We start from the raw sequence: 22754 nt of genomic DNA, 5'->3' as shown, positions 1-22754 counted from the left end.
GGCTTAATCAAATAGCTTGCTGACCGATAAATCTTCATGAATCCGAATAATTGCTTCACCTAGCAAAGGAGCTATAGAAAGCACACGGATTTTATCAATTCTCTTCTCATCAGCAAGAGGTATAGTGTTCGTCACAATGAGCTCTTTGAGTGGTGATTTACCAATGCGCTCAATGGCAGGTCCTGATAAGACTGGATGAGTTGCACAAGCATAAACATCTCGAGCCCCTCGCTCTAACAGGGCATCAACTGCATTAACAACAGTACCAGCCGTATCAATAATATCATCAGTTATGACAACCGTTTTGCCTTTAATATCACCGATTACATTCATAACTTCAGATACATTAGGCTCAGGACGACGCTTGTCAATAATGGCCAGCGAAGCACCTATGCGCTCTGCTAGGTCGCGAGCTCGTGTAACACCACCTAAATCAGGTGACACAACTACAATATCTTGTAAGCCTTTATTCAAGAAATATTCGGCTAGGATTGGTACACCAGGCAGATGATCTACTGGTATATCAAAAAAGCCTTGAATTTGTCCTGCATGAAGATCCATGGTGACAACTCTTCGAGCACCAGCGGCCGTTAAGATATTTGCACAAAGTTTAGCAGAAATTGGTGCTCGAGCACGCACCTTCCGGTCCTGCCTTGCGTATCCGTAATATGGAAGGACTGCTGTAATTCGACGAGCGGAAGCTCGTCTTAAAGCATCCACCATAATCAGAAGCTCCATGATGTGTTCATTAACAGGTTGACAAGTCGGCTGTACCACAAAAACGTCGGCACCGCGAACACTCTCATCAATCTCAACTTGAATCTCGCCGTCACTGAAAGTCTTAATCTGTGATGATCCTACCGAAACCCCTAAATACTCGGCAATTTCTTCAGCCAGAGCAGGGTTTGCATTCGCTGTGAAAATTTTGAGTTTCTTGTTAAAAAAAGACATTGAGCACCTCCTGAGGGCTTCGGTTACGTTTACTTTTTAGTATGACAATCTTTTTGTCTTATTTTGCAATAACCATCTTTAATAATTTGTCGATTTCGTTCTACAGCAAGAGCACCTGCAGGTACATCTTTGGTAATTGTTGAACCTGCTCCAATCACAGAACCTTCACCAATCCGAACTGGTGCAACAAGGTTCGTATTAGAACCAATAAAAGCACCATCTTCAACAACACTTAGATGTTTATTTTCCCCATCGTAATTACAAGTTATCGTACCAGCGCCGATATTCACATCAGTACCAATTAAGGCATCTCCAACGTAACTTAAATGAGGAATTTTCGATCCCTTTCCAATGTGAGATTTCTTAATCTCAACAAAATCTCCCACTTTAACTTCTTCTTCCAGCCGGGTTCCCGGTCGGAGATAAGCAAAAGGACCGACGGTACAGCCATCACTAATGTGACTCTCCAAAACAATAGAGTTCTGAATGATTACTTCTGCACCAATATGACTATCTTTGATCCGTGTACCAGGACCGATGACAGAGCCCCTACCAATAGTAACTGAACCTTCCAGTAACGTTTGGGGGTAAATAATCGTATCCTCTTCAATGCTTACAGAGCCATGAAGCCACACAGAATTGGGATCGACCATGGTTACCCCTGCATCCATCCACTTTGCTCTCAGTCTCTCTTGCATAAGCCTTTCTGCTTCAGCCAATTGTTGGCGATTATTGATACCCATGACTTCACGAGCATCTTCCATCTCGAAAGCCGCCACAATACCCTGCTGGCGCAGAATTGCTAAGACATCAGTCAAATAATATTCTCCCTGAGCATTATTTGGCTTTATTTGTTCCAATGCCTTTTCCAAAGCTTCCTTATCGAAGCAGTAGGTCCCTGCGTTAATTTCTTTAATTACTCTTTCTTCTTCCGTAGCATCTTTCTCTTCTACAATAGCCTGCACAGCACCACTGTCATCCCGAAGTATCCGACCATAGCCTTTGGGATTAGCTACCCGTGCTGTCAGAACTGTTGCTAAGGCATTCTTTTTTTCATGGGCCAAAAAAAGAGCCTCTAGAGTTTCCTGCGTAAGCAGTGGTGTATCGCCACAGATAACCATTACAGTCTGTTCATCAGAATCAAGGGCAGACTGTGCCACCATTACTGCATGGCCCGTTCCTAACTGCTCTTTTTGCCAGGCATATAGAGCCTTTTCACCCAGATAAGCTTGCACTTCTTCGCCACCATGACCAATAACAACAACAGGCTTTTTTACTCCGCAAGCACCAATCGTCTTAACGACATGGGCAATCAAAGGCTCACCAGCAATCTCATGAAGAACTTTGGGATGCTGAGATTTCATCCGTGTTCCTTTCCCCGCAGCGAGGACGATTGCCGTCCGTTTTTTCATCCTAGCTCCTCCCGTACAGTCGTCGCTCATTACCTCACATGCTTTCGCATTTGCAAATAAGTGCAAAAGCCGGCAAGTCTTCGTCTATTATTCCACATTTACGCGTCGTTTCCTTTTTATCCGACAAAATTTTGTCGGCGAGGTGAATCTATTGAGTTTACTTGTTTTACACAGGAATCGCTTGTCGGCACGCCGTCTAGCTAAGGCACTTCAATGTGAAGAAGAAACCACCTTTCCTGAATCACCTCCAGATATTTTACTTCGCTTTGGAAGCAGTCAAGGTGAAGAGGGACGCCTCTTAACCATTAATAAAAGACAGAACATTTTGGGACTGCGTCATAAAAATCTTGCAAGCCTCTATAAGCTTCATCGCCTGCCCTTTGGAACTCAAGCCGGCGATTCCCGTGAAATAACCATCCATATTGTTGATGGTCAGATTATTGCCACGCAAAGTGCCAAACAGTTCAGTAAGTATGAGCGCCAGCGGGCACTTGCGGCGGCTTTACGAGCCCTCTATTTAACAGGCCTTGATCTAGGTGCAGTGAAACTGATTGTGCCGCCTAGAGGTAGGGTCAAAATTACCAAAGTAACTTCGGCCCCTAATCTAACACCTGCTCTTGCCAAAGCTTATGCAGAAGCCATTACACAATATATCGCTAAAAAGACAACAACTTCCCTTATTGATGAATCGAGACGCTCTCTTGCTATACTACCATCTGGAAAAAATTTTTTACTAGGCGCTGATCCAGAGTTTATGATCAAAAATATCCGCACCGATAAACTAATCCCCGCAAGTCGCTTTTTTCCTCTTCAGGGTACAGTTGGTTGCGATAATCGCCGCTCTATTGGCGAACTACGTCCAGCACCTAAGAGCTCCCCTTACGAGCTAACAGAATCTATCCGCTCTTTACTCGGTAAAGCATCTAGTAAAGTCAAAAGTAAACGCTTTCGTTTACTTGCTGGCTCACAACCATTTCGCCATTTTCCTATTGGTGGACACATTCATTTTGGTGGGATAGGTCTTTCTTTTCAGTTGATGCGTGCTCTTGATAACTATCTACTCATACCCTTATTTCTCGTAGAATACAAAAGCACAGCTATCAAAAGACGCCGCTACTACGGCTATCTTGGCGACATTCGCATCAAAGGACCAGGTCGGTTCGAGTACCGATCTCCTGGAAGCTGGCTAGTTTCCCCCAAAATCACTTTAGCGGCACTGAGTTTAGCCAAAATTGTGGCCGCTTATGCCGACTATTTGCCTCAAGATTACTTCTCTAACCCGGAAGCCTGTAGAGCCTTTTACCGAGGCGACAAAGACTTCTTCCGACCTCTTTGCCAACAGCTTCGTAAAGATTTAGAGAAAACACCCTTATATGGAGAGCTTTCCTCTTCCATCACACCATTATGGGAAATGATTGACCAATCCCAGGAATGGGTTGAAGATATAGATCTTCGCGAAAGCTGGCTTATTGATCAAGACAGTCAATAAAGACAGACTATAAAAGCACAGAAAAAAGAGATGCCATTGGGCATCTCTTTTTTGGGGGAGCCTATAATGAGTCTAGGCAATGGCATTAGCCATTGCATTTTTATAAGCATCTAATACAGCCTTTGAGATAATCTCGCGGGCATTTGCCGAGATAGGATGGGCAATATCTCTATATTCACCTTCCGGCGTTCTGCGACTGGGCATAGCTACAAATAGCCCCTTCTGCCCCTCGACGACTTTAACGTCATGGATAACGAAAGCATGGTCAAAAGTAACAGACACTATCGCTTTCATTTTCCCTTCAAGATTAACTTTTCTGACGCGGATGTCGGTGATATTCACGGTTTCACCACCTTCCATGCTTAAACCTAGTTGTCTTTAGATCATTATTCGACCTCTGGCAGTTAATACCTTCTATGGAAGATTAATTTTTGTGCAAAAAATATGTCTAGTTTATTTCTAAGCTTTGTAAAAAATGTGAGTTCATATAGACACTATGCTAGCTAAAATTAGCTTCCTTTGTAATGTAACCTCTTTGGCCTAATCTGGCAATTAATTCTTTTATGTGGTCCTGATCACGAGTCTCTAAGGTAATCAGCACTTCCGCCTGACTTAAAGCAAGACCTGGGCGCAAGCGATCATGATTAACAGCAATAATATTAGCACCTCCCTGGGCTACCTCAGCTAGCAAGCTTTGCAAAGCGCCAGGGCGGTCTGGTAAAACTGTTCGAAACTCCCAACGACGACCACTTCGTACCAGCCCTTGCTCAATGATTTTGGCAACAGTGGTAATGTCCATATTGCCTCCCGACAAAACAGTAACCCATCGTTCTCCCTGCTTCCCTACTTGACCTGTTAACAGTGCAGAGAGAGCCGCCGCTCCAGCCCCTTCGGTCACCAGCTTAGCTCTTTCCAGCAACAGCACAACAGTACGAGCAATATCATCTTCATCCACAGCTACCATATCATCTATTAATTGCTCCACAAGTCCATAATTTAATTGTCCAGGGCAAGCTACAGCAATCCCATCAGCAATAGTCCCTTTACAAGCTACTGTTTTATGCTTTTTTTCTTTTTTGGATTCCACCATAGCAGGCGCGGCAGAGGTTTGAACGCCTACAACAGCTACTTGTGGGAATAAAGTTTTTACAGCTAAAGCTATACCACCAATCAAACCTCCACCGCCTACAGGAACAACAATCCCGTCTAGATTTTTACATTGTTGTAATATTTCTAAACCTACAACGCCTTGTCCAGCAATAACCTTCGGATCATCAAAGGCATGCACGAAAACAGAGCCTTTCTCAGCTTGTATAGCCAAGGCATGCTCATAAGCTTCATCGTAACTGTGGCCATGCAAAATTACATCAGCACCATAAGCTTTAGTAGCTTCTACCTTGGCAATAGGTGCACCTTGCGGCATTACAATAGTAGCTTTAACATTGCTCATAGCAGAAGCTAAAGCTACTCCCTGAGCATGATTGCCTGCAGACGCAGCGACTACTCCTTTTGCTTGTTCTTCTACAGTAAGACTTAAAAGCTTATTAAATGCTCCACGAACCTTAAATGAGCCTGTAATTTGCAAGTTTTCACATTTCAATAAAACTTGTCTTCCACTTAGTTCGCTAAAACTGCGAGAATACTGCAGTGGTGTATAGCGCACTTTACCAATCAAATTCTGAGCCGCTCGCTCAATATCTTCAAAAGCAATTTTTTGGTCTTCCATCACATAGCACCTCATCTACCTGAAATTGCTAACTTATCTAGCATTTTTCCATATTTAGCCACATTCTATGCACCCACAAAAAAGCCCTCTGTCTTAATTAAAACAGAGAGCTTACGCTGAACTCCTAAGAGTTATTTGGACCTGGTATAACAGATAAACGTCTTTTACCACGTGTTAAATCGGGAGGGACCAATTTTTTGAGCTGACTGAGCAATTTATTTTTGTGTTCTAATTCTTGGCCGGCTAATTCTTGAAAAACCTCAACCACTTCTGGAAGACCTTCTTTTTTGGCTTCTTCTGCAAATTTTCGATAGTTATAATAAGCCGCTTGCTCATAAACCAATGCTTTTAGAATGTTTTCTTTCGTACGAACCATCAAGTAGTGCCTCCTTTTCTTTCAGGAAGTCACCTCCTGCATAGGCAAAAATAAAAGAGCTTGGGATGGCCAAGCTCCCTTTTACAGAGGCTTTTTGCTAACAGTCCTTATCGATGAGTGTATCTAGTTCGCCAACCACAATGACGTCGGTAAAGCGCGTAAGTTTTACGATAATATCTGCAAAGACGAGCACATCAACAGGTGTGCCTTCACCGTCTGGCTTAATTTTACACTTTTCATTACGACGTAAGACAACATCAAAACGAACATTACGTACAAGGACTTCCGCATCTTCTACTTCTTCAGCCAATTCTGCAGGTGTTAAGGATGGGCAAAACTCATGTAGTTGAATGATTTTGGTGAAAGTACCAGGGCAAACACGAACGGCTCGCTCTCCTTTGGCATCTTTCACTAGAAAAACGAGATCGTAGTTCAAGGTAACAGTTACATTACCGTTCATATTAACTACAAGATCTTCTGGATCACGGCGATCAAAGTCAAAGATAATGTTTTCAATGGCAACGATGGGTGATCCATCAATGTTCTCCAAGCAGACTTCTTTAGGTCCCACATGACAATGAGGGGCCGCATCAAATAAAATGGCTTCATCCTTCTGAACGTTCTTGGCCACCACGACTTGGGCAAACAACTCGATGGTGCCGTTCTTGATATCCATGAACATCCTCCTTCTTTATAACATAAGCCTACAACAAGTTTTGAACCTCGAATCCATAACGGCTCGCCACATAATATGACAAAGCCTGTAATTCGGTGAGCCTCCTTTTCTTCTTTCTTAAAGAAAGAGGGAGGTTCTTTTTCTACCCCATTGTATGAAGTTGCCAGAGAATCGGTGAAAAAAAAGCTACTGATTAGTCATTAATCACTAATCAGTAGCCTAGGATGTTTTCGGCTTACTTATCTCCACGATTCTGTTGCCTAGATAAAACTGCTCTAACGAGAGCCAGATCTTCTGGTTTATCTACATCAAATCCTATTTCTGGGTCATCGGCAATAATGGCCAGACCTCTAATCCCTAGCAGATCCGATACCCTAACCTGCGCTTCCTCAATTCGTAGTGAACCTCTTATGAAAGAGAAGAGAAAACGCCAGCCTAATAACCCAGCTAGACCTAAGGGATCTTTACGAAGTTTAATAAATTCTCGACCTTTCCATACAAGACGGTCAAGGATGGCTCTTCTAAATAATAGAATATTTCCACCTGTAACTTCTCCATCTTGTAACTTAACAAAAGTCCGTTTTATACCAGGATACTTGAGCTCACTATCTTCTCTTCTAATCAAAGGATAGTAAAGATCAGCTTCTTGATCTGAACAGCTAAGCAAAAACCGTTCTAGAGCTGGAGCTGTCAGCAGAGGTATGTCACCAGCTACAACTAGAATTTTTTCGGAGGGGTTAGCTAACTTTGATAATCCTTTTTGCAAACTATCAAGATGGTCAGTCCCTCCTTCTATGACTTGCACCAGAACATTGTTCTTATACAAACCCTCTACTTCCGTTGGTCCTACAAGAACAATTCTTGTAATCTTTGAAGATTCTAAGAGGGCTTGAACAACATAGTCAACCATAGGTCGAGAGCCTATAGGTATGAGGGCTTCCTTGGATGCAGAATGGCTTTTTTTTAAGGAACTATCGTTGGGACTTGCCGCCAATATAATTGCATCCACCTCTTTGACCTCCCACTAAACATAATTATTCCACTTCATTATGAAGCTCTTCTTTTACGACTCCCATAGCCTCCAATACACTATTTTCTGCATTTTCAATATGTTCCCAAGCAAGAGTCTGAGCTAAAGCCACATTACGTTCTGAGATAGCTTCCACAATTTTGCGGTGTTCTTCCCAGGCTACTCTCATTCGACCAGGATGGGCTAGAGAAGTAGTACGTAATCGTTGTAATTGTTCACGGAGATGATTAATGTTCTGAACTAATCGCTGATTACGACTGGCTTTATAGATAATATCATGGAGAGAGATATCACCAGCTACTAGTGTATCTAGATCCATCGGCTCTGTAGAAGATGAAGTATGAACGAGTAAGCGCTCTAATTCTTCTAGCTCAGATTCTGTAATACGTTGTGCCGCTAGCCCTGCCGCCAACGCTTCCAAGGCCGCTCTCAATTCAAAGACATCAGTAATATCTTTAACCGAAATACCAGCTACATAAGCACCCTTACGTGGCACCATTACAATAAAACCTTCTAATTCAAGCTTACGAATAGCTTCGCGCACAGGAGTTCTACTTACGCCCATTTCTTCAGCTAGTTGAATCTCCATTAACCGTTCTCCCGGTTTCAATACTCCTTCAATAATTGCTTCCCGCAAGCTTTCGAAAACTATATCTCGTAAAGGCCTATAATTATCTAACTTGATGGGTACGAATCGACGTTCCAATTTTTCTCTTCCTCCTTTACTAGTGACCGAGCTACAAAAATGTTACAGCCCTGACTTGTTACTTTTTCTGCTATGGAACTGGCAATCTCGCGCGCTTTCTTTTCTTGCTGAACAAAGCCCATAATGGTGGGCCCACTTCCAGACATGAGAGCCTGATCACAACCTTGATCTAGCAAGTATTGCTTATACTCTTCTAGTTGGGGATGCCACTCTATAGTGACCTTTTCTAACTCGTTACCTAATGCCGCGATCATAGCTGAATAAGAGCCCTGCTCTAAAGCTTTCAGCATAGCAACCGTATGTGCTCCTCGAATTGCCCCAGAAGCTGTGTGAGACTGTTCAACCCATAAGGGTGCTTGCAGTGCTTGATAAACTTTTGGTGTAGAAACGCCAAAAGAGGGCTTAATTAAAATAACCCAGAAAGCCGGTGCCGCCGGAAGGGCTTGCAAGATTTCCCCTCTTCCTGTAGCCAAAGCCGTTCCACCTTGTACTAAGAAAGGAATATCCGATCCAAGTTTGGCGAGCAAAAGCTCCATCTCCTGGGCAGAACAGTTTAGATTCCACAACTTATTTAAGAGCTTCATCATAGCTGCGGCATCAGAACTTCCTCCAGCTAGACCTGCCGCTACGGGAATCTTTTTGTCCAGAAAAATATCTAGTCCGCTCTGCTGACCTTTTATTTGCTTTACCAGTAGAGCTGTCTTATAAACAAGATTTGATGCTTCTGGTGGCGCTTCATCGTTTCCACCATACAAACAAAAGCTATCATCATCTCGCCTACGCACAGAGACTTTGTCGAACAGATCTATCGTCTGCATGATCATTTCTACTTGGTGATAGCCATCCGATCTTCGCCCAAGAACATCTAAAGAAAGATTTATTTTTGCTGGAGCCAATTTCTGCAGAATAGAGCCCACCTCTTCCCAAGGTTTTTCTGCTTAGGAATATTCCGCAAACTACAGCCTTTCTCCTTTTTTCGACAGATAAAAGTTCATCTATTTAACTTAAAATAGCTTCCATCTATGTAATTTTTTCAACTTCCATAACTTTCATGCGCAATTAACTAGCTTTATAAGAAGCACAATAGCACAAAGCTATGATTACGCTCACATCCTTTAGACAATCCCTCTATTATAATTAAATAAAGAAATTAGAGACAGCTGTATTTTCATCACTTATGGAGGAGGGACGGCCATGAATAGCAAGTCAACCTTACCACCCTTTCACATAGATATTTGTCGTGGTAGGAATAACTGCCCCTACAAATTGATTGATCCTGAAGAAACTATTCTTTTGCTAGAAGAAGCTTTACAAAAGCGCTTGGAAGGCCAAAGTGTATCTAGCTATCACAAGATGATTCGTTTTGCCCTCTCCTGTTGTCCGAACAGTTGCTCGCAACCACAGATACGTGATTTTGGTTTGCAAGGGAGAGTAGAGCCTATAGTTACTCATCAACCTTGTAACTCTTGTCAAGCTTGTCTTAAGGCCTGTCCTGAAGGTTTTGTGCAATTAACAGCAGAAGGCCCACAGATTTCGGAACAATGCTTAGCCTGTGGACACTGCATTGATGCCTGCCCTACAGGTACACTAGATAAAGGTAAAAGTGGTTGGACACTGCTCATAGGCGGCAAACTAGGCAGAATACCTTCTCTAGCTATTCCTGTTGCACACTTCCTATCAACAGTAGAAGTGATCCAAACTATCTTGTCCTACCTAGATCCTTATCTAGCGGCTATCCCAAAAGAAGTTTCGCGCAAAGAACGCTTTCGTGCTTGGCTTGATCGAACCTACCAAGACAGTATATATGTACAAGACTAAATTAACAAAAAACCCTGCTTCATCTTCTCTGATGATAGCAGGGTTTAACTATACCTAACCTTTACCTAGCCTTTATCTAGCCTTTATCTAGCCTTTACTTAGACTTCCTCTATTTAACCATAACAGCCTTTCGTATCAATGCCTCCAATCCCCTCTGCTCCTGTAATAGTGCCATCAACAACTGCTTTTACTTCTACATATTCTTCTCTTGGCGTGTAAGCAATTTTTTCGGCAATAAAAACAGGATCTAAGGCGTGAATCATCACTCGTTCTGGCGAAGTAGCAAAGTTAGCACCAGCATCTACAATAGCTTCATAATAGGACTGACAAGCACCTGCAAAGATAACTAGTTCTTCTTGATCGGGAATAATTTTGCGCGCTTCCCGAACAGCATCAACAAAATAACGAGAACTGCGGTAAGAGTCTACCGATTCCTTATCGCAATTATTTTTTAGCAAACTATCATGACCTGTGATAACTAGAATATCAAAGTTTTTTTGCTTCAACTGTTCTGATACGACCTTGGGAAAGTCCTCTTCCTTCCCATGTATTCCTACAGCTTCAATCTGAAGTTGTTTATAAGTGTCCATACAAAGATTTAAATATTCTTCATTTCCATCAATGTGTAATACAGTGCCTGGCTTGGCCTGAGCGGGCCATGTAAAGACTTCTTGTTCTGACTTTCCTTTTAACAAGCCCTTAGCATGATGCTCCTGAAGTAGTTGCGAGATTTGTTTGTGATGACGAACTAACAATCTTTGCTTATATCGAAAAATCTCTAGTAATGGTGGTTCATCAAGATCACTGCAAGGCGCATCAGCCTGCAAACGCATATCTAAACCTTCTAGCAACGCCTCAGGTTCTTCCTCCCCTGGTCTGATAGCGACAATACGAAAAAAGATATCATTGCCATAGGAGTTCCGGGTCACAATCGTTCCGACTCGTCGTTCCTCCATATATTACATCTCCCCCAATAATAATCGAAGACTCGTCGACATCTGCGTCAGTATTATCAGTATGAGAAAAAAACAAGGGGGGTGATTAGATGATCGCAGTAAAGATTGTGCAGATAGAGGAAATTGTGACAAACAAATGAAAGACAGACCTGAAAGCATCTCTCTCAGGTCTGTCTCCTAACCTTGGTGATTAAGACTGTGTTGGAATTGTTTTTTGAACAACTGGGGAACTGGAAGTAGCTATGCTTGAAGATGTAGCAACACCGCTGGGGCTGATGAAATCAGGATAGGCTTCTTCACCATGTTGACTAATGTCAAGACCGATTTCTTCATCTTCAGCACTAACTCTCATCTTAACAATGGAGTTAACAATGTGGTAGATAACAAAGGTTCCAATAGTTACGAAGATAATTGTAGCTACTACAGCAATTGTTTGAATTAAAAGTAATTCAGCATTGCCATAGAAAAGACCGTCAGCTCCATCGGCATTTACCATAGTAGTTGCGAATAAGCCTGTGGCCAAAGCGCCCCAGATACCGCCCACACCATGAATACCAAAAGCGTCTAGAGAATCGTCGTAACCAAGGCGTGACTTCATTAAGATAGCCTGATAACAAATGATACCGGAAATAAAGCCCATTGGAATTGCCGCCAAGGGAGTTACAAAGCCAGCGGCAGGAGTAATGGCTACTAGACCAGCGATAGCACCAGAGACAGCACCGAGCATTGTTGGTTTACCTTGACGAATCCATTCATAAGCAATCCAGCCTAAAGCACCAGCCGCCGTAGCAGTATTAGTTGTCACAAAAGCGGCTACAGCAATACCATCAGCAGCTAAGGCACTTCCTGCGTTAAAGCCGAACCAACCGAACCAGAGCAAGGCACCACCTAATACAGTCATAGGCAATTGGTGAGGAGCCATGGTATGACCGTTGCTACCACCCCAACCACGACGTTTTCCTAATAATATTGCGAGTACTAGACCTGTGACACCGGAGCTAATGTGAACGACTGTACCACCAGCAAAGTCAAGAGCGCCCATTTCATCAATCCAGCCGCCACCCCACACCCAGTGAGCTAGAGGTGCATAAATAACAGTGACCCAGATAGCGATGAAAAGCAAGAAAGCAGGGAAGCGAATCCGTTCAGCAAAAGAACCGCTAATAATGGCTACTGTAATAATAGCGAACATCAACTGAAAGACTGCGAAAAGCTGATGTGGAATAGTTTCTACAATATCGGGATTGGGGTCAAGTCCAACTCCGATAAATCCAGCCCAGTCTAAGTTACCAACAATGCCAGCGACATCAGGCGCAAAAGCGAGAGAATAACCATAGAGAACCCAGATAATGGAAACAACGCAAATAGTTATAAAACCATGCATTAGAGTACTTAAGACGTTTTTCTTACGTACCATACCGCCATAGAACATTGCTAAGGCTGGTGTCATTAACATAACGAGAGCGGCACAAATAATAATGAAAGCTGTATCACCTGTGTCGATAGCCAGAGCAGTTTCTTCAGCGGCCATAGCTGTTAAGGGCGATAAAAGTCCTAACAACAGGAAAGTACTAACCAAAAATAATGTAAACCATGAGGCTTTTTTTATACGATTCCTCACTCTACTCATCATCATAATATTTCTCCTCCTTCTAATTGAAAAAACAAAAACAAAAAGCTCTCGAAGAAAGCACGCAAAACGCTTTCTTCGAGAGCTTCTTTGCTCCCCCGGCAAAAACTACAGAACCAACAATTCCTTAATAAAGCCTTATAAGTCCTTAAAGAGCTTCTTCGCCCGTTTCTCCTGTTCTAATGCGAACCACATCATCTACAGGATAGATAAAGATCTTCCCATCACCAATCTCACCAGTTCGCACAACATCGGTAATTATCTTGACAATATTTTCTACCACATGATCTTGCACGATAACTTCAATCTTGATCTTAGGTAGTAAATCGATAGTGTACTCGGAACCGCGGTAAAAACCTTTTTTACCTTTCTGTAAACCACAGCCGGCAACCTGCGTTACAGTAAGACCACGGACTCCAAACTGATTGAGAGCTTCCTTCACGTCATCCAATTTGGTTGGACGAATGATAGCCTCTATCTTCTTCAACATCCTCACCCCTTCTCAGTATATTGAGTTCTGTAAGTACAGATGCTCCTAACTCTGTAGACAGTGCTATCACCACCTTTTGAACCTTCCCAGCATTGATGAAGAACTGTCATCAGAAAACAAAAAAGACAGAGAAGTCGATGCGATGTTATGCACCAGACGTCTCTGTCTTGCTTTTATTATAGAGATTCTCTCAGACTTTGGCAATACCCTATTTTTCTAATTTCAAAACTTTTTTCCTCTCTTCTACGAGAGCGTTGGCAATACGAGCAAACTCAGCAAGCGTCAGCGTTTCTCCCCGACGAACAGGGTCAATTTCCAATCTCGTCAACATCGTAGCTAATTCAGCTTTTGAGATATTGTGCTCTAAAGCTGACAAAGCATTGAGTAAAGTTTTTCGCCTCTGGTTAAAGGCGGCGCGCACAATTTGGAAGAAAAGGCGCTCATCAATAAGCTCTACTGGTGCTACCGCTCGACGCTGTAAACGTAGAACTGCAGAACTTACCTTTGGTGCAGGAACAAAAGCTCCAGGCGGCACAGTCGTAACTATCTCGGCCTGACAATAATACTGTACAGCTACCGATAGAGCACCATAGCTTTTGTTTCCTGGTGGTGACACAATCCGTTCCGCTACTTCTTTTTGCACCATCACCACAAGATGAGAATAGTTAAACTTGCCTTCTAACAAATGCATGATAATGGGCGTAGTAATATAATAGGGCAAATTAGCTACGAGTGCAAAAGATTCGTCTGCTGGCAAGTAAGGTTTCGTGACAGCATCGTAATCTACTTGAAGTGCATCTTGCCAGTGAATCTCCACCTGTTTATATTGGCGAGCCAAGTCTGATAATAATTCTTGCAATGCTGAGTCTACCTCAATAGCAATAACTTTGCCAGAAGTGCCTACTGCTTCAGCTAGAAAGGGAGTTAGTGTAGCCGGTCCTGGTCCTATTTCTACGACTACAGCGCCTTCTTTTAACTGGGCCGCTCTTAAAATTTTATCTATATAATTAGAGTCAACTAAGAAGTTTTGACCCAGTCCTTTTTTGGCACGTATTCCGTACCGTTGAAGCCGTTCTCTTATCTCTTTTGTCACCTTTTCTCTCCTATCTCTTGCAGAGCTTTTTCCACATCTTCTCTAAGCAGGGCAAAGTGGTTAAGCCGCTGTAAGAACTGCTTGGCATTAGCTTGACCGATTCCCAATCTTTCGCCAAGAGCATGGCGACGCCAGGAAGCTTCTGCATGTCCTTCTAACTTCCAGTTCCGCATATCTTCTTTAGTAAAAGAGCCCTGTTCTCTTCCTGGAGAACGGACTTGTCGCAAAGCCTCTTGTATATCTTCTGTAGAAGCGTGTTCTATGCCAACCTTTGCTTCTTCTCTAGCTTGTGCTACTGGCAAAAAAGCATGTTTGGCACCTGGAACAGCGTCTGTAATCCACCGTCGAATTCTTTCGCCCGGTCCATCGGGATCAGTAAAAACAATAAGGCCACATCTTTTTTCAGCCTCCTGAATTAAGGCTAGCGTTTTGGGGCTAAGACCAAGTCCTTGTGTAATGATTACTTGAGCATCGACAGCTTTTTTGACAGCGATTAAGTCATCGCGACCTTCCACTACAATTACTTCAGCAATTTTTTCTTTTGGCAACCTTTTCATCTCCTCAAGCCTCTGGGTCTATTACCATTATAACACGAAAAACCCCGCCCTATAGGACGGGGTAATTATATCGTTAAGTTACTCTAGTGCGTTAAGTTACTCTAGTACGTAAACCTTCACAGTCCGAATGCCCCAGCGTCGAGCTTCGGCATGGGTCTCCATAAATAGATCGATCTTATCGCCTCGAATAGCACTTCCTCGATCAGCGGCAGTAGCAAAACCATAGCCTTCTACATAAAGCCTTGTACCCATTGGAATCACCGAAGTATCTACAGCAACCATGCCAACTTGAGGGTAGACACCAGAAGCTGTATTTCTGCCTGTATGCGTATAAGCTGTCGCTTGCATCTGACGAGCTTCTCGGAAGCGGAAATTCATGCCACCTCGAGAAACACGATCAATAGTTCCCATAGCGACTACTTGATTCACAGGCTCTCGAACAATATTTTGAGATAGTACCTCTCTATGTACAGCATGTCCATCTTCGTATGTAACACGAACAACAGACTGTGCTACCCCATTACGTCCACGTGAAGCGATTCGCCGAAGTCCTTTTTCTAAGTTAGGATCTGCAGTCTGCTCAACTGTGTAAGGAATAGATTGTTCTTCACGTACTTCTTCAAAAGTAACTCGAATAACCCTAACTTCTTCTGGTTCTGTGACCAACTGAACAAGAGGTGGCTCAACTCGATCAGAAGTGCCTAACTCAATCTGTAATTGTTCCAATAAATCTTCTACAGCAACTGTTGTTGTCAACAAGGAATGACTCTCACCATCAGCTATAACCGTAACTGGAAAGGCCCTTTCAATATGTACAACCATACCATCACTTATCGTCGCACTCAGTGCTGGTTCTACCTTGTCCATCTCACCTAAATCAATGGACGCTTCTGCCAACAAAGCAGACACCGTTTTTGAAAATGTGTTCACAATAACTTCTTCGCCATCAACATGAATGGTAACTTCATTCTCTAGCCAGGAGTAGACGCCAAAGGTCAAAAGAAAAAATACTACGACCGCTCCTAGTATCGTGCCGATTTTTGCATTCTTATCTAACTTTTGATTCCATTTCTCTATCCAAGATAAAGATTCTCCTTGTTGATCGGCCTGGCCGGTAGCCTCCTCAGGCATGACAGGTCCCCCTTTCAAACAAGTCCAAGCTCTCTGGACTTTTACATTGTATCTTCATAGGAAAAGTTTGTCAAAGATAAAGAATGCCATTAATGTTTTTTATTTCCTATGACGAGGTTTTAACTAATGAAAGGGGGACTTGATGCTCAGCCTTCAATAAAATATCCTACTCTAGAATATGTATGACCACCTGACGTCTACCCCATTGAATGCACTCTTCTCGCGTATCAAAGAAAACATCTATAATGTTACCTTTGATAGCTCCTCCTGTATCAGCGGCCTCGGCTAAACCATAACCTTCTATGTAAAGCTTAGTTCCTAAAGGAATAACTCGGGGATCTACGGCAACTAAACCTACGCGAGGCCATTTTCCTGAAGCTGTTCGGTTTCCTGTGTGCGTATAAGCTGTTGATTCTACATGCTTAGTTTGAGCAATAGATGAACCTGTCATAGCCTCAATAGACTTGATTTTTTCATCATTGACTAGCTCCCTAGTACCACCTCTAGAGGCAATAGTAGTCCTTCTTTCTTGATGGCCCGTTCCTCTTACAATCACTTCATTGAGAGGCTCAGTCAATAATTGCTCCGATATAATCCTTCGTTCCACTAACTGACCATTTTCAAGAATAACTTCTTCTTCTAAGATCAATCGGCCTTCCTTCCCAGGCACAGAGATTTTTGTTTCTCCGGCAGGAAGAGTACTATCTAGGACAACCTCTTGTTCATAAGGTATCTTTTCTTCCCTCTTTTCAATCAGACGCTGTACCCTTACAAACTCCCATATCTTATCGTCTTGCAGAGGTTCGACTCGATCTTCTGCCGTTACGTAGATACCTTGTTCTGCTAAATTCTTTTTTAATGCTCCTGCTTCAATAGGCCTGTAAGCCATCACATTATAGCTACGGTTACCAACTTGAATTTCTACTTCTTCTGCCTTTCGTACTTCCACAACCATTCCGTTCTCTAAAGGCATAGCTAGATCAGGAATAATCATATCCTGAGGCCCATAATCAATATCCTGTTCACGCAAAAAGGCTTTTACTGATTTTGCCTTGCTTTGGTAAGGTGACGCCAAGCCCTCTAAAACTAGCTGAACTTCTTTCGTTTGCTGCCCGTAGGTCCAATAAGGAAAAAGAGCTGTGAGAAACAATACTGCAACTATAAAAATTCCTGTTCGAAAAGATAAAGAAAAGGGTGCCCTTTTTTCTTCCTTAGACTCCTCTTTGATCAACTTAGAACCTCCTCTACCATCTGTTGCCCTAAGCAAGGACAAACTGCGCCTACCTTTCCATATTTATGGAAAAATGCATAAAAAAAGAACCCCCTTAGTTCAGATGGACTTAAATCCATCAAACCCAAGGGGGTTCTGAGCATATAGGAAAAGTATTTAGGTAGAAGCTTAAGCAGGCTGAGGAATTCCAAAGAGCTTACAACCATTTTGGAGACACTGTTCTGCCACCATTTCAGCATCTTCCTGACGAAGCTCAGCAATTTTTTGAATAATCATAGTAACTTTACTTACATCATTTCTCTTACCACGCAAAGGATGAGGTGACAAATAAGGAGAATCTGTTTCCACCAGCAAACGTTCAAGGGGAACTTTTTGAGCTACTTCTAGCAGTTGACGGGCATTTGTATAAGTAACAGGACCTGCTATGGAGATATAAAAATCTCGTTCTAAACAAAAGCGCGCCATCTCCCAACTGCCTGAAAAGCAGTGCAGTACCCCCGTCATACCTTTGGTATCCTTGTCTAAAATGTCCATGATGTCACCATGAGCATCACGATCGTGTATAATGACAGGCTTCTTCAGCTTACGAGCTAATTTCAATTGCTCCTTGAAAACTTGCATTTGCACATTTCGAGGAGACAAATCGCGATAATAATCGAGACCCATTTCACCAATAGCTACAACCTTATGATGAGAAGCTAGTTTTTCTAATTTCTCATAAGTCTCATCAGTAACAGTCTTCGCATCATGAGGGTGAATGCCTACAGAAGCATATACAAAAGGATATTCATCAGCTAGAGCAATAGACCTCTGGGAAGAAAGTAGATCAAAGCCTACATTAACCATTAAGGCTAAGCCAGCTTCGTGGGCCTGCCACAACAGTTCTCCTCGATCTTCCCGAAAAGCTTTGTCATCCATATGGGCATGGGTATCAAAAAATCTCACTTACTTCACCTGACTTCCTGCAGGAAGATCGGTCTGTGCCATTAAGACTTCTAAAGAGTTGTCATGTGAAGCGGCTAAGATCATACCTTGTGACACAATGCCCCTTAACTTAGCTGGTTTTAAGTTAGCTACTAGTACTACCTTTTTGCCGATCAACTGCTCTGGTTCATAATGTAGGGCAATGCCAGAAACGACAGTACGGATTTCATCGCCTAATCGTACTGTTAACTGAAGCAGTTTATCAGTTTTCGGTACTTTTTCTGCTTTTAAGACCTCAACAAGCCGTAAGTCTAGCTTCGCAAAGTCCTCAATGGAAATCTCTGGTTTTAATGGTTCTATCGGTTTTAGCTCTTTTTCTTTGTCTACAGCTTCTTCTTCTTTGTCCGCTTGAGCTTGCGCTTCTATTTCAGCGCGCAAAGCAGAGAGATCTATACGTGGAAAGACAGGTTGCCCCTTTTGCGTCTTCGTGCCTTCTGGAAGCAAGCCCCAGCGCAGTGCCTCCCAGCCTTGTAGGTCCTTTCTCTCTGCCAGTCCTAATTGCTCAAAAATCTTGCTAGGTACGTTGGGCATCGTGCTTCGCATTAAAATTGTAGCGATACGCAAACTTTCACCCATATGATAAAGCACTGCTTTAAGTTCTTCCGCTTTGGCACTATCTTTAGCTAGTGCCCAGGGCGCTCTTTCATCTACATACTTATTCATGCGGCTGACTAGCTTCATAATAGCACCGTGGGCATTAGCTAGATCAAAGCGCTCCATATAAGCTTCATAATCATCAATAGTCTTCTGAGCTAGTGCTTGTACTTCTTGCTCGAAAGCACCTTCAGCTTCTTTCAAAGGCACATGGAAGATGGCACCGGAAAATTTTTCTACCATCGATAGGGAGCGATGCAGTAAGTTCCCTAGGTCGTTGGCAAGATCAGTATTCAGACGGCTAGCAAAAGCCTCTTCAGAGTAGTATATATCTTGTCCTGAAGGCATTTCACGTAGCAAGTAATAGCGCAAGGCATCAACACCGTAACGATCGATCAGCACATGAGGGTCGACTACATTGCCTTTGGACTTAGACATTTTTCCTGAATCCAAAAGCACCCAACCATGACCAAAAACCTTTTGAGGCAAAGGCTCATCAAGAGCCATTAAGATAATTGGCCAGATAATGGTATGGAAGCGAACAATATCTTTACCTACTAGATGGATTTGCGCAGGCCAGTAGCGTTGATAGTCTTTCTGCTCAGCCTGACCATAGCCAAGAGCTGTAATATAGTTACTTAAGGCATCAAACCAAACGTAAATGACATGATCTTGATTCGTTGGAACAGGTATGCCCCATTTGAAGGTTGTACGAGAAACGCAAAGATCTTCTAGGCCCTGATTAATAAAGCTCACCATTTCATTACGGCGACTAGCTGGTTGAATAAATTCAGGATGCTCTTCAATATGTTTGAGCAAACGATCTTGATACTTAGAAAGACGGAAAAAGTAACTTTCTTCTTTGAGCAGTTCTACAGGACGATTGCAGTCGGGGCAAAGCCAAGCGCCTTCTTCATTTTTTTGTAGTTGGCGATCTAACCAGAAGGCTTCACAGGGCGTACAGTACCAACCTTCATATTCTGATTTGTAAATATCGCCTTGATCATAAATCTTTTGAAAGATTTCTTGCACACCTTTAATGTGACGTTCATCAGTCGTACGGATAAAATCATCATAAGTAATCTCCAATCGATTCCAGAGATGCTTGAAGGAATCTACAATTGGGTCTACATAAGCTTTAGGACTAAGTCCTTTTTCTTTTGCTTTTCTTTCTATCTTCTGACCATGTTCATCAGAACCAGTTAGAAAGCGCACATCATAGCCTCGTAGCCGCTTGTATCTAGCCATCGTATCAGCCGCTACTGTTGTGTAGGCGTGACCAATATGCAGATTGTCACTAGGGTAATAGATTGGTGTAGTAATGTAGAAAGTTGGTTTCCCTTGAGTCACGAAAGGTTTCCTCCTCATAAAAATACTATTTAGTTTTAGCTACTCTCTTGCCATCATTTGAAAAGGTCATACACCCAAAAAAATAATCGTCCATAAGAAAACTCTATATGAAAACTTCTTTTTTTGAAACAAAGGGGTTGACCTGTTACTTTATGGCTTGGTATCATCAGTTTGTTTGATGTCGAAAAATGTAGAAAAAAGGAGGTAGGAAGATGAAGTCAACCGGTATTGTCCGTAAAGTAGATGAACTAGGTCGTGTAGTCATTCCCATTGAACTGCGTCGCACCCTTGGAATTGATGAGAAAGACGCTCTAGAAATCTATGTGGACCATGAAAAAATTATCTTAAGAAAATACGAGCCTGCTTGTGTTTTCTGTGGTAGTGCAGTAGAAGTTCAAAACTTTCGAGGTAAAATCGTCTGTAAAGAATGTGCTATCACGATGGCGCAAAACGCTAGCTAATTGACTACATAATTCCATTATTCCCAAAGCAATCAAAAGAAAGGGCTTTTTTCTCATTTTTTCTTTTTGCCCTTTAAAATATTTTATATCAAGGGGACGGGTCAGACCCGTCCCCTTGATATTTTTTTTTCTCTTCATAAAGAAGCTTTAAGCGATAAGCTTCTCGTTTAGGTAAACCTAGCTTATGAGCACCTTTTTTTAAGGCTTCTTTGTGATCTATGCCTTCTGCCATAAATGCTTCTATCTCTTGGAACAAAAGCTCCGAAAGACTTTCTTCATCATAACTTTGAGCTATCAGATGCTCTTGCTCTTTGGGAGAACCACCGACTACTAGTGTGCACTCTCCTTTAATTGGCTCTGTCATTGCTTCTAGCAAAGAGCCAATCGTGCCTCGTCGAACTTCTTCAAACTTTTTGGTTAACTCTCTGATCAAAGCCACAGGTCGCTGGTCACCTAAAAGTTTTTGCAAATCTTGAAGTGTTGCTTTTACACGGTGAGGTGATTCATAGAGGATCATCGTCCGCTCCTCTTTAGCCAGCTCCTCTAGCCGCTCACGGTAAGCTTTTTTCTGTCGTGGAAGAAAGCCTTCAAAGACAAAGCGGCTCGTCGGTAAACCTGATAGTACAAGGGCTGTAAGGGAAGCAGAAGGTCCCGGCAAGACTTCCACAAGTAAACCTCTTTCAATACAGAGACCTACAAGTTCTTCGCCAGGATCAGAGATGCCTGGTAAGCCCGCATCAGAAACTAATACAACCGTAGCACCCTCGGCAATTTTGTTAGCAATTTCCTGACCCTTAGCTTTTTTGTTATGCTCATGATAAGACGTTAGAGGACGGTGAATCTCATAGGCACTTAAAAGCTTGCGTGTATGTCGCGTATCCTCTGCGGCGATTAGATCTGCTTCTCGCAATGCTTGTAAGACTCGCAAGGTAATATCTTCGAGGTTGCCAATCGGAGTGGCACAGACTCTTAGTTTCCCGACCAGCTTAATTCCTCCCCCAAAATCCTTAAAATACTCAAGTTCCCTATAGTCACTATTCTTTATGCAAAAAACTCATACAGAAAAGACAATCTTCTCCGCTTCGAGGTTGTCCAAAGTGAACATGACAAATATGAAAGCCTTCTTTATATAGACGACTTAAAGTATCATATCCTTCACCCTGTAACTTTTGTACGTTGCTTTCTACTTGCGTTAGCGCTTCTACTGTTAAGTTAGCCGCTTTTTCTGCTCGCAAACGATCGTTTTCTTCTTCTAAAGCATAAGACTCCATCTTTAAGGCTTCAATTTCAGCGAGTATTTTTCGCACCTGTTCTTCGAGAGCAATCAATCGGCTCGTGATCTTTTTCACCTCAAACACTCCCTACTCGCTAGCTCCACATCCCTCAAAACTTTCGTCGTCTTTTTCCGCGCCTTTCTCTTTCCGTTTACAACCTTCTTTCTTGCCATAACAGTCGTTCTCGAACTTCAAACAACACATCAAACGACCACAAATACCAGAAATCTTAGTTGGATTCAGAGAAAGGTTCTGATCTTTAGCCATACGGATCGAAACAGGTTCAAAATCTCCAAGGAAAGAAGAGCAACAAAGCACTCTTCCACAACAACCAATACCACCAATCATCTTAGCTTCATCACGCACACCTATTTGACGTAATTCAATACGAGTGCGGAAAACAGCCGCTAGATCTTTGACAAGTTCACGGAAGTCAACGCGCCCATCAGCTGTAAAGTAGAAAATAATCTTGGAAGAGTCAAAAGTGTACTCAACATCTACAAGCTTCATAGGCAGTTGATGCTGAATGATCTTTTTCTGGCAAATCTCATAAGCTTTTGATTCTTTTTCACGATTCTCTTCAACTTGATGTATATCTTCTTCCGTAGCAACACGCAGTACCTTTTTGAGCGGATTGACTACATCTTCTTCAGGCACTTGACGTGGCGCAATAACAGCCTCACCAAACTCAATACCTCGTGCTGTTTCTACAATTAAACGATCATGCACATTTATCTCCCAGTCACCGGGATCGAAGTAATAAATTTTACCTGTTTTCTTAAAGCGAACGCCTACTATTTTAACCAATCTTTCAACTCC

The 22754-nt window shown here is 42.5% G+C and carries 24 protein-coding genes; 3 read left to right on the top strand and 21 right to left on the bottom strand.

Going from position 1 to position 22754, the window contains the following annotated elements:
* Nucleotides 1–3 precede the first annotated feature (3 nt).
* Both F9B85_RS07150 and glmU read right to left on the bottom strand, forming a co-directional pair.
* Entirely contained in the window at nt 4–951 is a 948-nt protein-coding gene (locus tag F9B85_RS07150; RefSeq protein ID WP_151619692.1) for a ribose-phosphate diphosphokinase, read from the bottom strand.
* 29 nt (nt 952–980) lie between these two features.
* Nucleotides 981–2363 carry a bifunctional UDP-N-acetylglucosamine diphosphorylase/glucosamine-1-phosphate N-acetyltransferase GlmU gene (glmU, locus tag F9B85_RS07145; RefSeq protein WP_151619691.1) on the bottom strand — a complete coding sequence of 461 codons (1383 nt, stop codon included), beginning with the start codon at nt 2361–2363 and terminating at the stop codon, nt 981–983.
* A 151-nt stretch (nt 2364–2514) separates the two neighbouring features.
* On the opposite strand from glmU, the gene F9B85_RS07140 reads away from it, so the two are divergent.
* A complete protein-coding gene (locus tag F9B85_RS07140; protein ID WP_151619690.1) occupies nt 2515–3852 on the top strand; it encodes a putative amidoligase domain-containing protein in 1338 nt (445 codons plus the stop codon).
* A 72-nt stretch (nt 3853–3924) separates the two neighbouring features.
* Here the strand turns inward: F9B85_RS07140 and spoVG are convergent, their stop codons facing one another.
* The 7 genes from spoVG to ispE form a co-directional block, all read right to left on the bottom strand.
* Entirely contained in the window at nt 3925–4194 is a 270-nt protein-coding gene (gene spoVG, locus F9B85_RS07135) for a septation regulator SpoVG (protein ID WP_151619689.1), read from the bottom strand.
* A gap of 157 nt (nt 4195–4351) precedes the next feature.
* A complete protein-coding gene (gene ilvA, locus F9B85_RS07130; protein WP_151619688.1) occupies nt 4352–5578 on the bottom strand; it encodes a threonine ammonia-lyase in 1227 nt (408 codons plus the stop codon).
* Nucleotides 5579–5702: 124 nt separating this feature from the next.
* Nucleotides 5703–5954: a ferritin family protein gene (locus tag F9B85_RS07125; RefSeq protein WP_151619687.1), complete on the bottom strand. Its 252-nt coding sequence runs from the start codon at nt 5952–5954 to the stop codon at nt 5703–5705.
* 97 nt (nt 5955–6051) lie between these two features.
* The gene (locus tag F9B85_RS07120; RefSeq protein ID WP_151619686.1) at nt 6052–6630 is read right to left on the bottom strand and encodes a hypothetical protein; all 579 of its coding nucleotides are present in this window, start codon (nt 6628–6630) and stop codon (nt 6052–6054) included.
* Between the two features lie 235 nt (nt 6631–6865).
* The gene (locus F9B85_RS07115; RefSeq protein WP_151619685.1) at nt 6866–7639 is read right to left on the bottom strand and encodes an NTP transferase domain-containing protein; all 774 of its coding nucleotides are present in this window, start codon (nt 7637–7639) and stop codon (nt 6866–6868) included.
* A gap of 25 nt (nt 7640–7664) precedes the next feature.
* Nucleotides 7665–8366, bottom strand: coding sequence for a GntR family transcriptional regulator (locus tag F9B85_RS07110; RefSeq protein ID WP_151619684.1), 702 nt, complete (start codon nt 8364–8366; stop codon nt 7665–7667).
* On the bottom strand, nt 8336–9283 hold the full coding sequence (gene ispE / locus F9B85_RS07105) for a 4-(cytidine 5'-diphospho)-2-C-methyl-D-erythritol kinase (protein ID WP_151619683.1): 948 nt from the start codon (nt 9281–9283) through the stop codon (nt 8336–8338). Before ispE ends, F9B85_RS07110 begins: the two co-directional genes overlap by 31 nt.
* Before the next feature lie 277 nt (nt 9284–9560).
* Here ispE and F9B85_RS07100 point away from each other — a divergent pair, with 277 nt between their 5' ends.
* Entirely contained in the window at nt 9561–10184 is a 624-nt protein-coding gene (locus tag F9B85_RS07100; RefSeq protein ID WP_151619682.1) for a 4Fe-4S dicluster domain-containing protein, read from the top strand.
* A 113-nt stretch (nt 10185–10297) separates the two neighbouring features.
* Here F9B85_RS07100 and yabG read toward each other — a convergent pair whose 3' ends face one another.
* The 9 genes from yabG to metG all read right to left on the bottom strand — a co-directional run bounded on the left by yabG (nt 10298) and on the right by metG (nt 20218).
* Nucleotides 10298–11140, bottom strand: coding sequence for a sporulation peptidase YabG (yabG, locus tag F9B85_RS07095; RefSeq protein WP_151619681.1), 843 nt, complete (start codon nt 11138–11140; stop codon nt 10298–10300).
* Between the two features lie 190 nt (nt 11141–11330).
* Nucleotides 11331–12776: an ammonium transporter gene (locus F9B85_RS07090; RefSeq protein WP_423245051.1), complete on the bottom strand. Its 1446-nt coding sequence runs from the start codon at nt 12774–12776 to the stop codon at nt 11331–11333.
* A 142-nt stretch (nt 12777–12918) separates the two neighbouring features.
* Complete coding sequence (locus F9B85_RS07085; RefSeq protein ID WP_151619780.1) at nt 12919–13257, bottom strand: P-II family nitrogen regulator; 339 nt, start codon at nt 13255–13257, stop codon at nt 12919–12921.
* A gap of 211 nt (nt 13258–13468) precedes the next feature.
* Nucleotides 13469–14353 carry a 16S rRNA (adenine(1518)-N(6)/adenine(1519)-N(6))-dimethyltransferase RsmA gene (gene rsmA / locus F9B85_RS07080; protein ID WP_151619680.1) on the bottom strand — a complete coding sequence of 295 codons (885 nt, stop codon included), beginning with the start codon at nt 14351–14353 and terminating at the stop codon, nt 13469–13471.
* Nucleotides 14350–14910: a ribonuclease M5 gene (gene rnmV, locus F9B85_RS07075; RefSeq protein ID WP_151619679.1), complete on the bottom strand. Its 561-nt coding sequence runs from the start codon at nt 14908–14910 to the stop codon at nt 14350–14352. Before rnmV ends, rsmA begins: the two co-directional genes overlap by 4 nt.
* Nucleotides 14911–15006: 96 nt before the next feature.
* Nucleotides 15007–16041: a 3D domain-containing protein gene (locus F9B85_RS07070; RefSeq protein WP_151619678.1), complete on the bottom strand. Its 1035-nt coding sequence runs from the start codon at nt 16039–16041 to the stop codon at nt 15007–15009.
* Nucleotides 16042–16207: 166 nt separating this feature from the next.
* On the bottom strand, nt 16208–17272 hold the full coding sequence (locus F9B85_RS14900; protein WP_151619677.1) for a 3D domain-containing protein: 1065 nt from the start codon (nt 17270–17272) through the stop codon (nt 16208–16210).
* Between the two features lie 168 nt (nt 17273–17440).
* Entirely contained in the window at nt 17441–18217 is a 777-nt protein-coding gene (locus F9B85_RS07060) for a TatD family hydrolase (RefSeq protein ID WP_151619676.1), read from the bottom strand.
* Entirely contained in the window at nt 18218–20218 is a 2001-nt protein-coding gene (gene metG, locus F9B85_RS07055) for a methionine--tRNA ligase (RefSeq protein ID WP_151619675.1), read from the bottom strand.
* Between the two features lie 194 nt (nt 20219–20412).
* Between metG and F9B85_RS07050 the strand changes: the two genes are divergently transcribed.
* The gene (locus F9B85_RS07050; protein ID WP_151619674.1) at nt 20413–20661 is read left to right on the top strand and encodes an AbrB/MazE/SpoVT family DNA-binding domain-containing protein; all 249 of its coding nucleotides are present in this window, start codon (nt 20413–20415) and stop codon (nt 20659–20661) included.
* Between the two features lie 88 nt (nt 20662–20749).
* On the opposite strand, the gene rsmI is transcribed toward F9B85_RS07050, so the two are convergent.
* The 3 genes from rsmI to F9B85_RS07035 are packed head-to-tail and all read right to left on the bottom strand — an operon-like array spanning nt 20750 to nt 22742.
* Nucleotides 20750–21646, bottom strand: coding sequence for a 16S rRNA (cytidine(1402)-2'-O)-methyltransferase (gene rsmI / locus F9B85_RS07045; protein ID WP_207707074.1), 897 nt, complete (start codon nt 21644–21646; stop codon nt 20750–20752).
* A 49-nt stretch (nt 21647–21695) separates the two neighbouring features.
* Entirely contained in the window at nt 21696–22010 is a 315-nt protein-coding gene (locus tag F9B85_RS07040) for an initiation-control protein YabA (RefSeq protein ID WP_207707068.1), read from the bottom strand.
* 12 nt (nt 22011–22022) lie between these two features.
* Nucleotides 22023–22742: a PSP1 domain-containing protein gene (locus F9B85_RS07035; protein ID WP_151619671.1), complete on the bottom strand. Its 720-nt coding sequence runs from the start codon at nt 22740–22742 to the stop codon at nt 22023–22025.
* Nucleotides 22743–22754 lie beyond the last annotated feature (12 nt).

The organism is Heliorestis acidaminivorans (assembly GCF_008933955.1).
Classification (GTDB): domain Bacteria; phylum Bacillota; class Desulfitobacteriia; order Heliobacteriales; family Heliobacteriaceae; genus Heliorestis; species Heliorestis acidaminivorans.
Note: the sequence above shows the minus strand (reverse complement) of the source record. Positions and strands in the feature narration are given on the sequence as shown.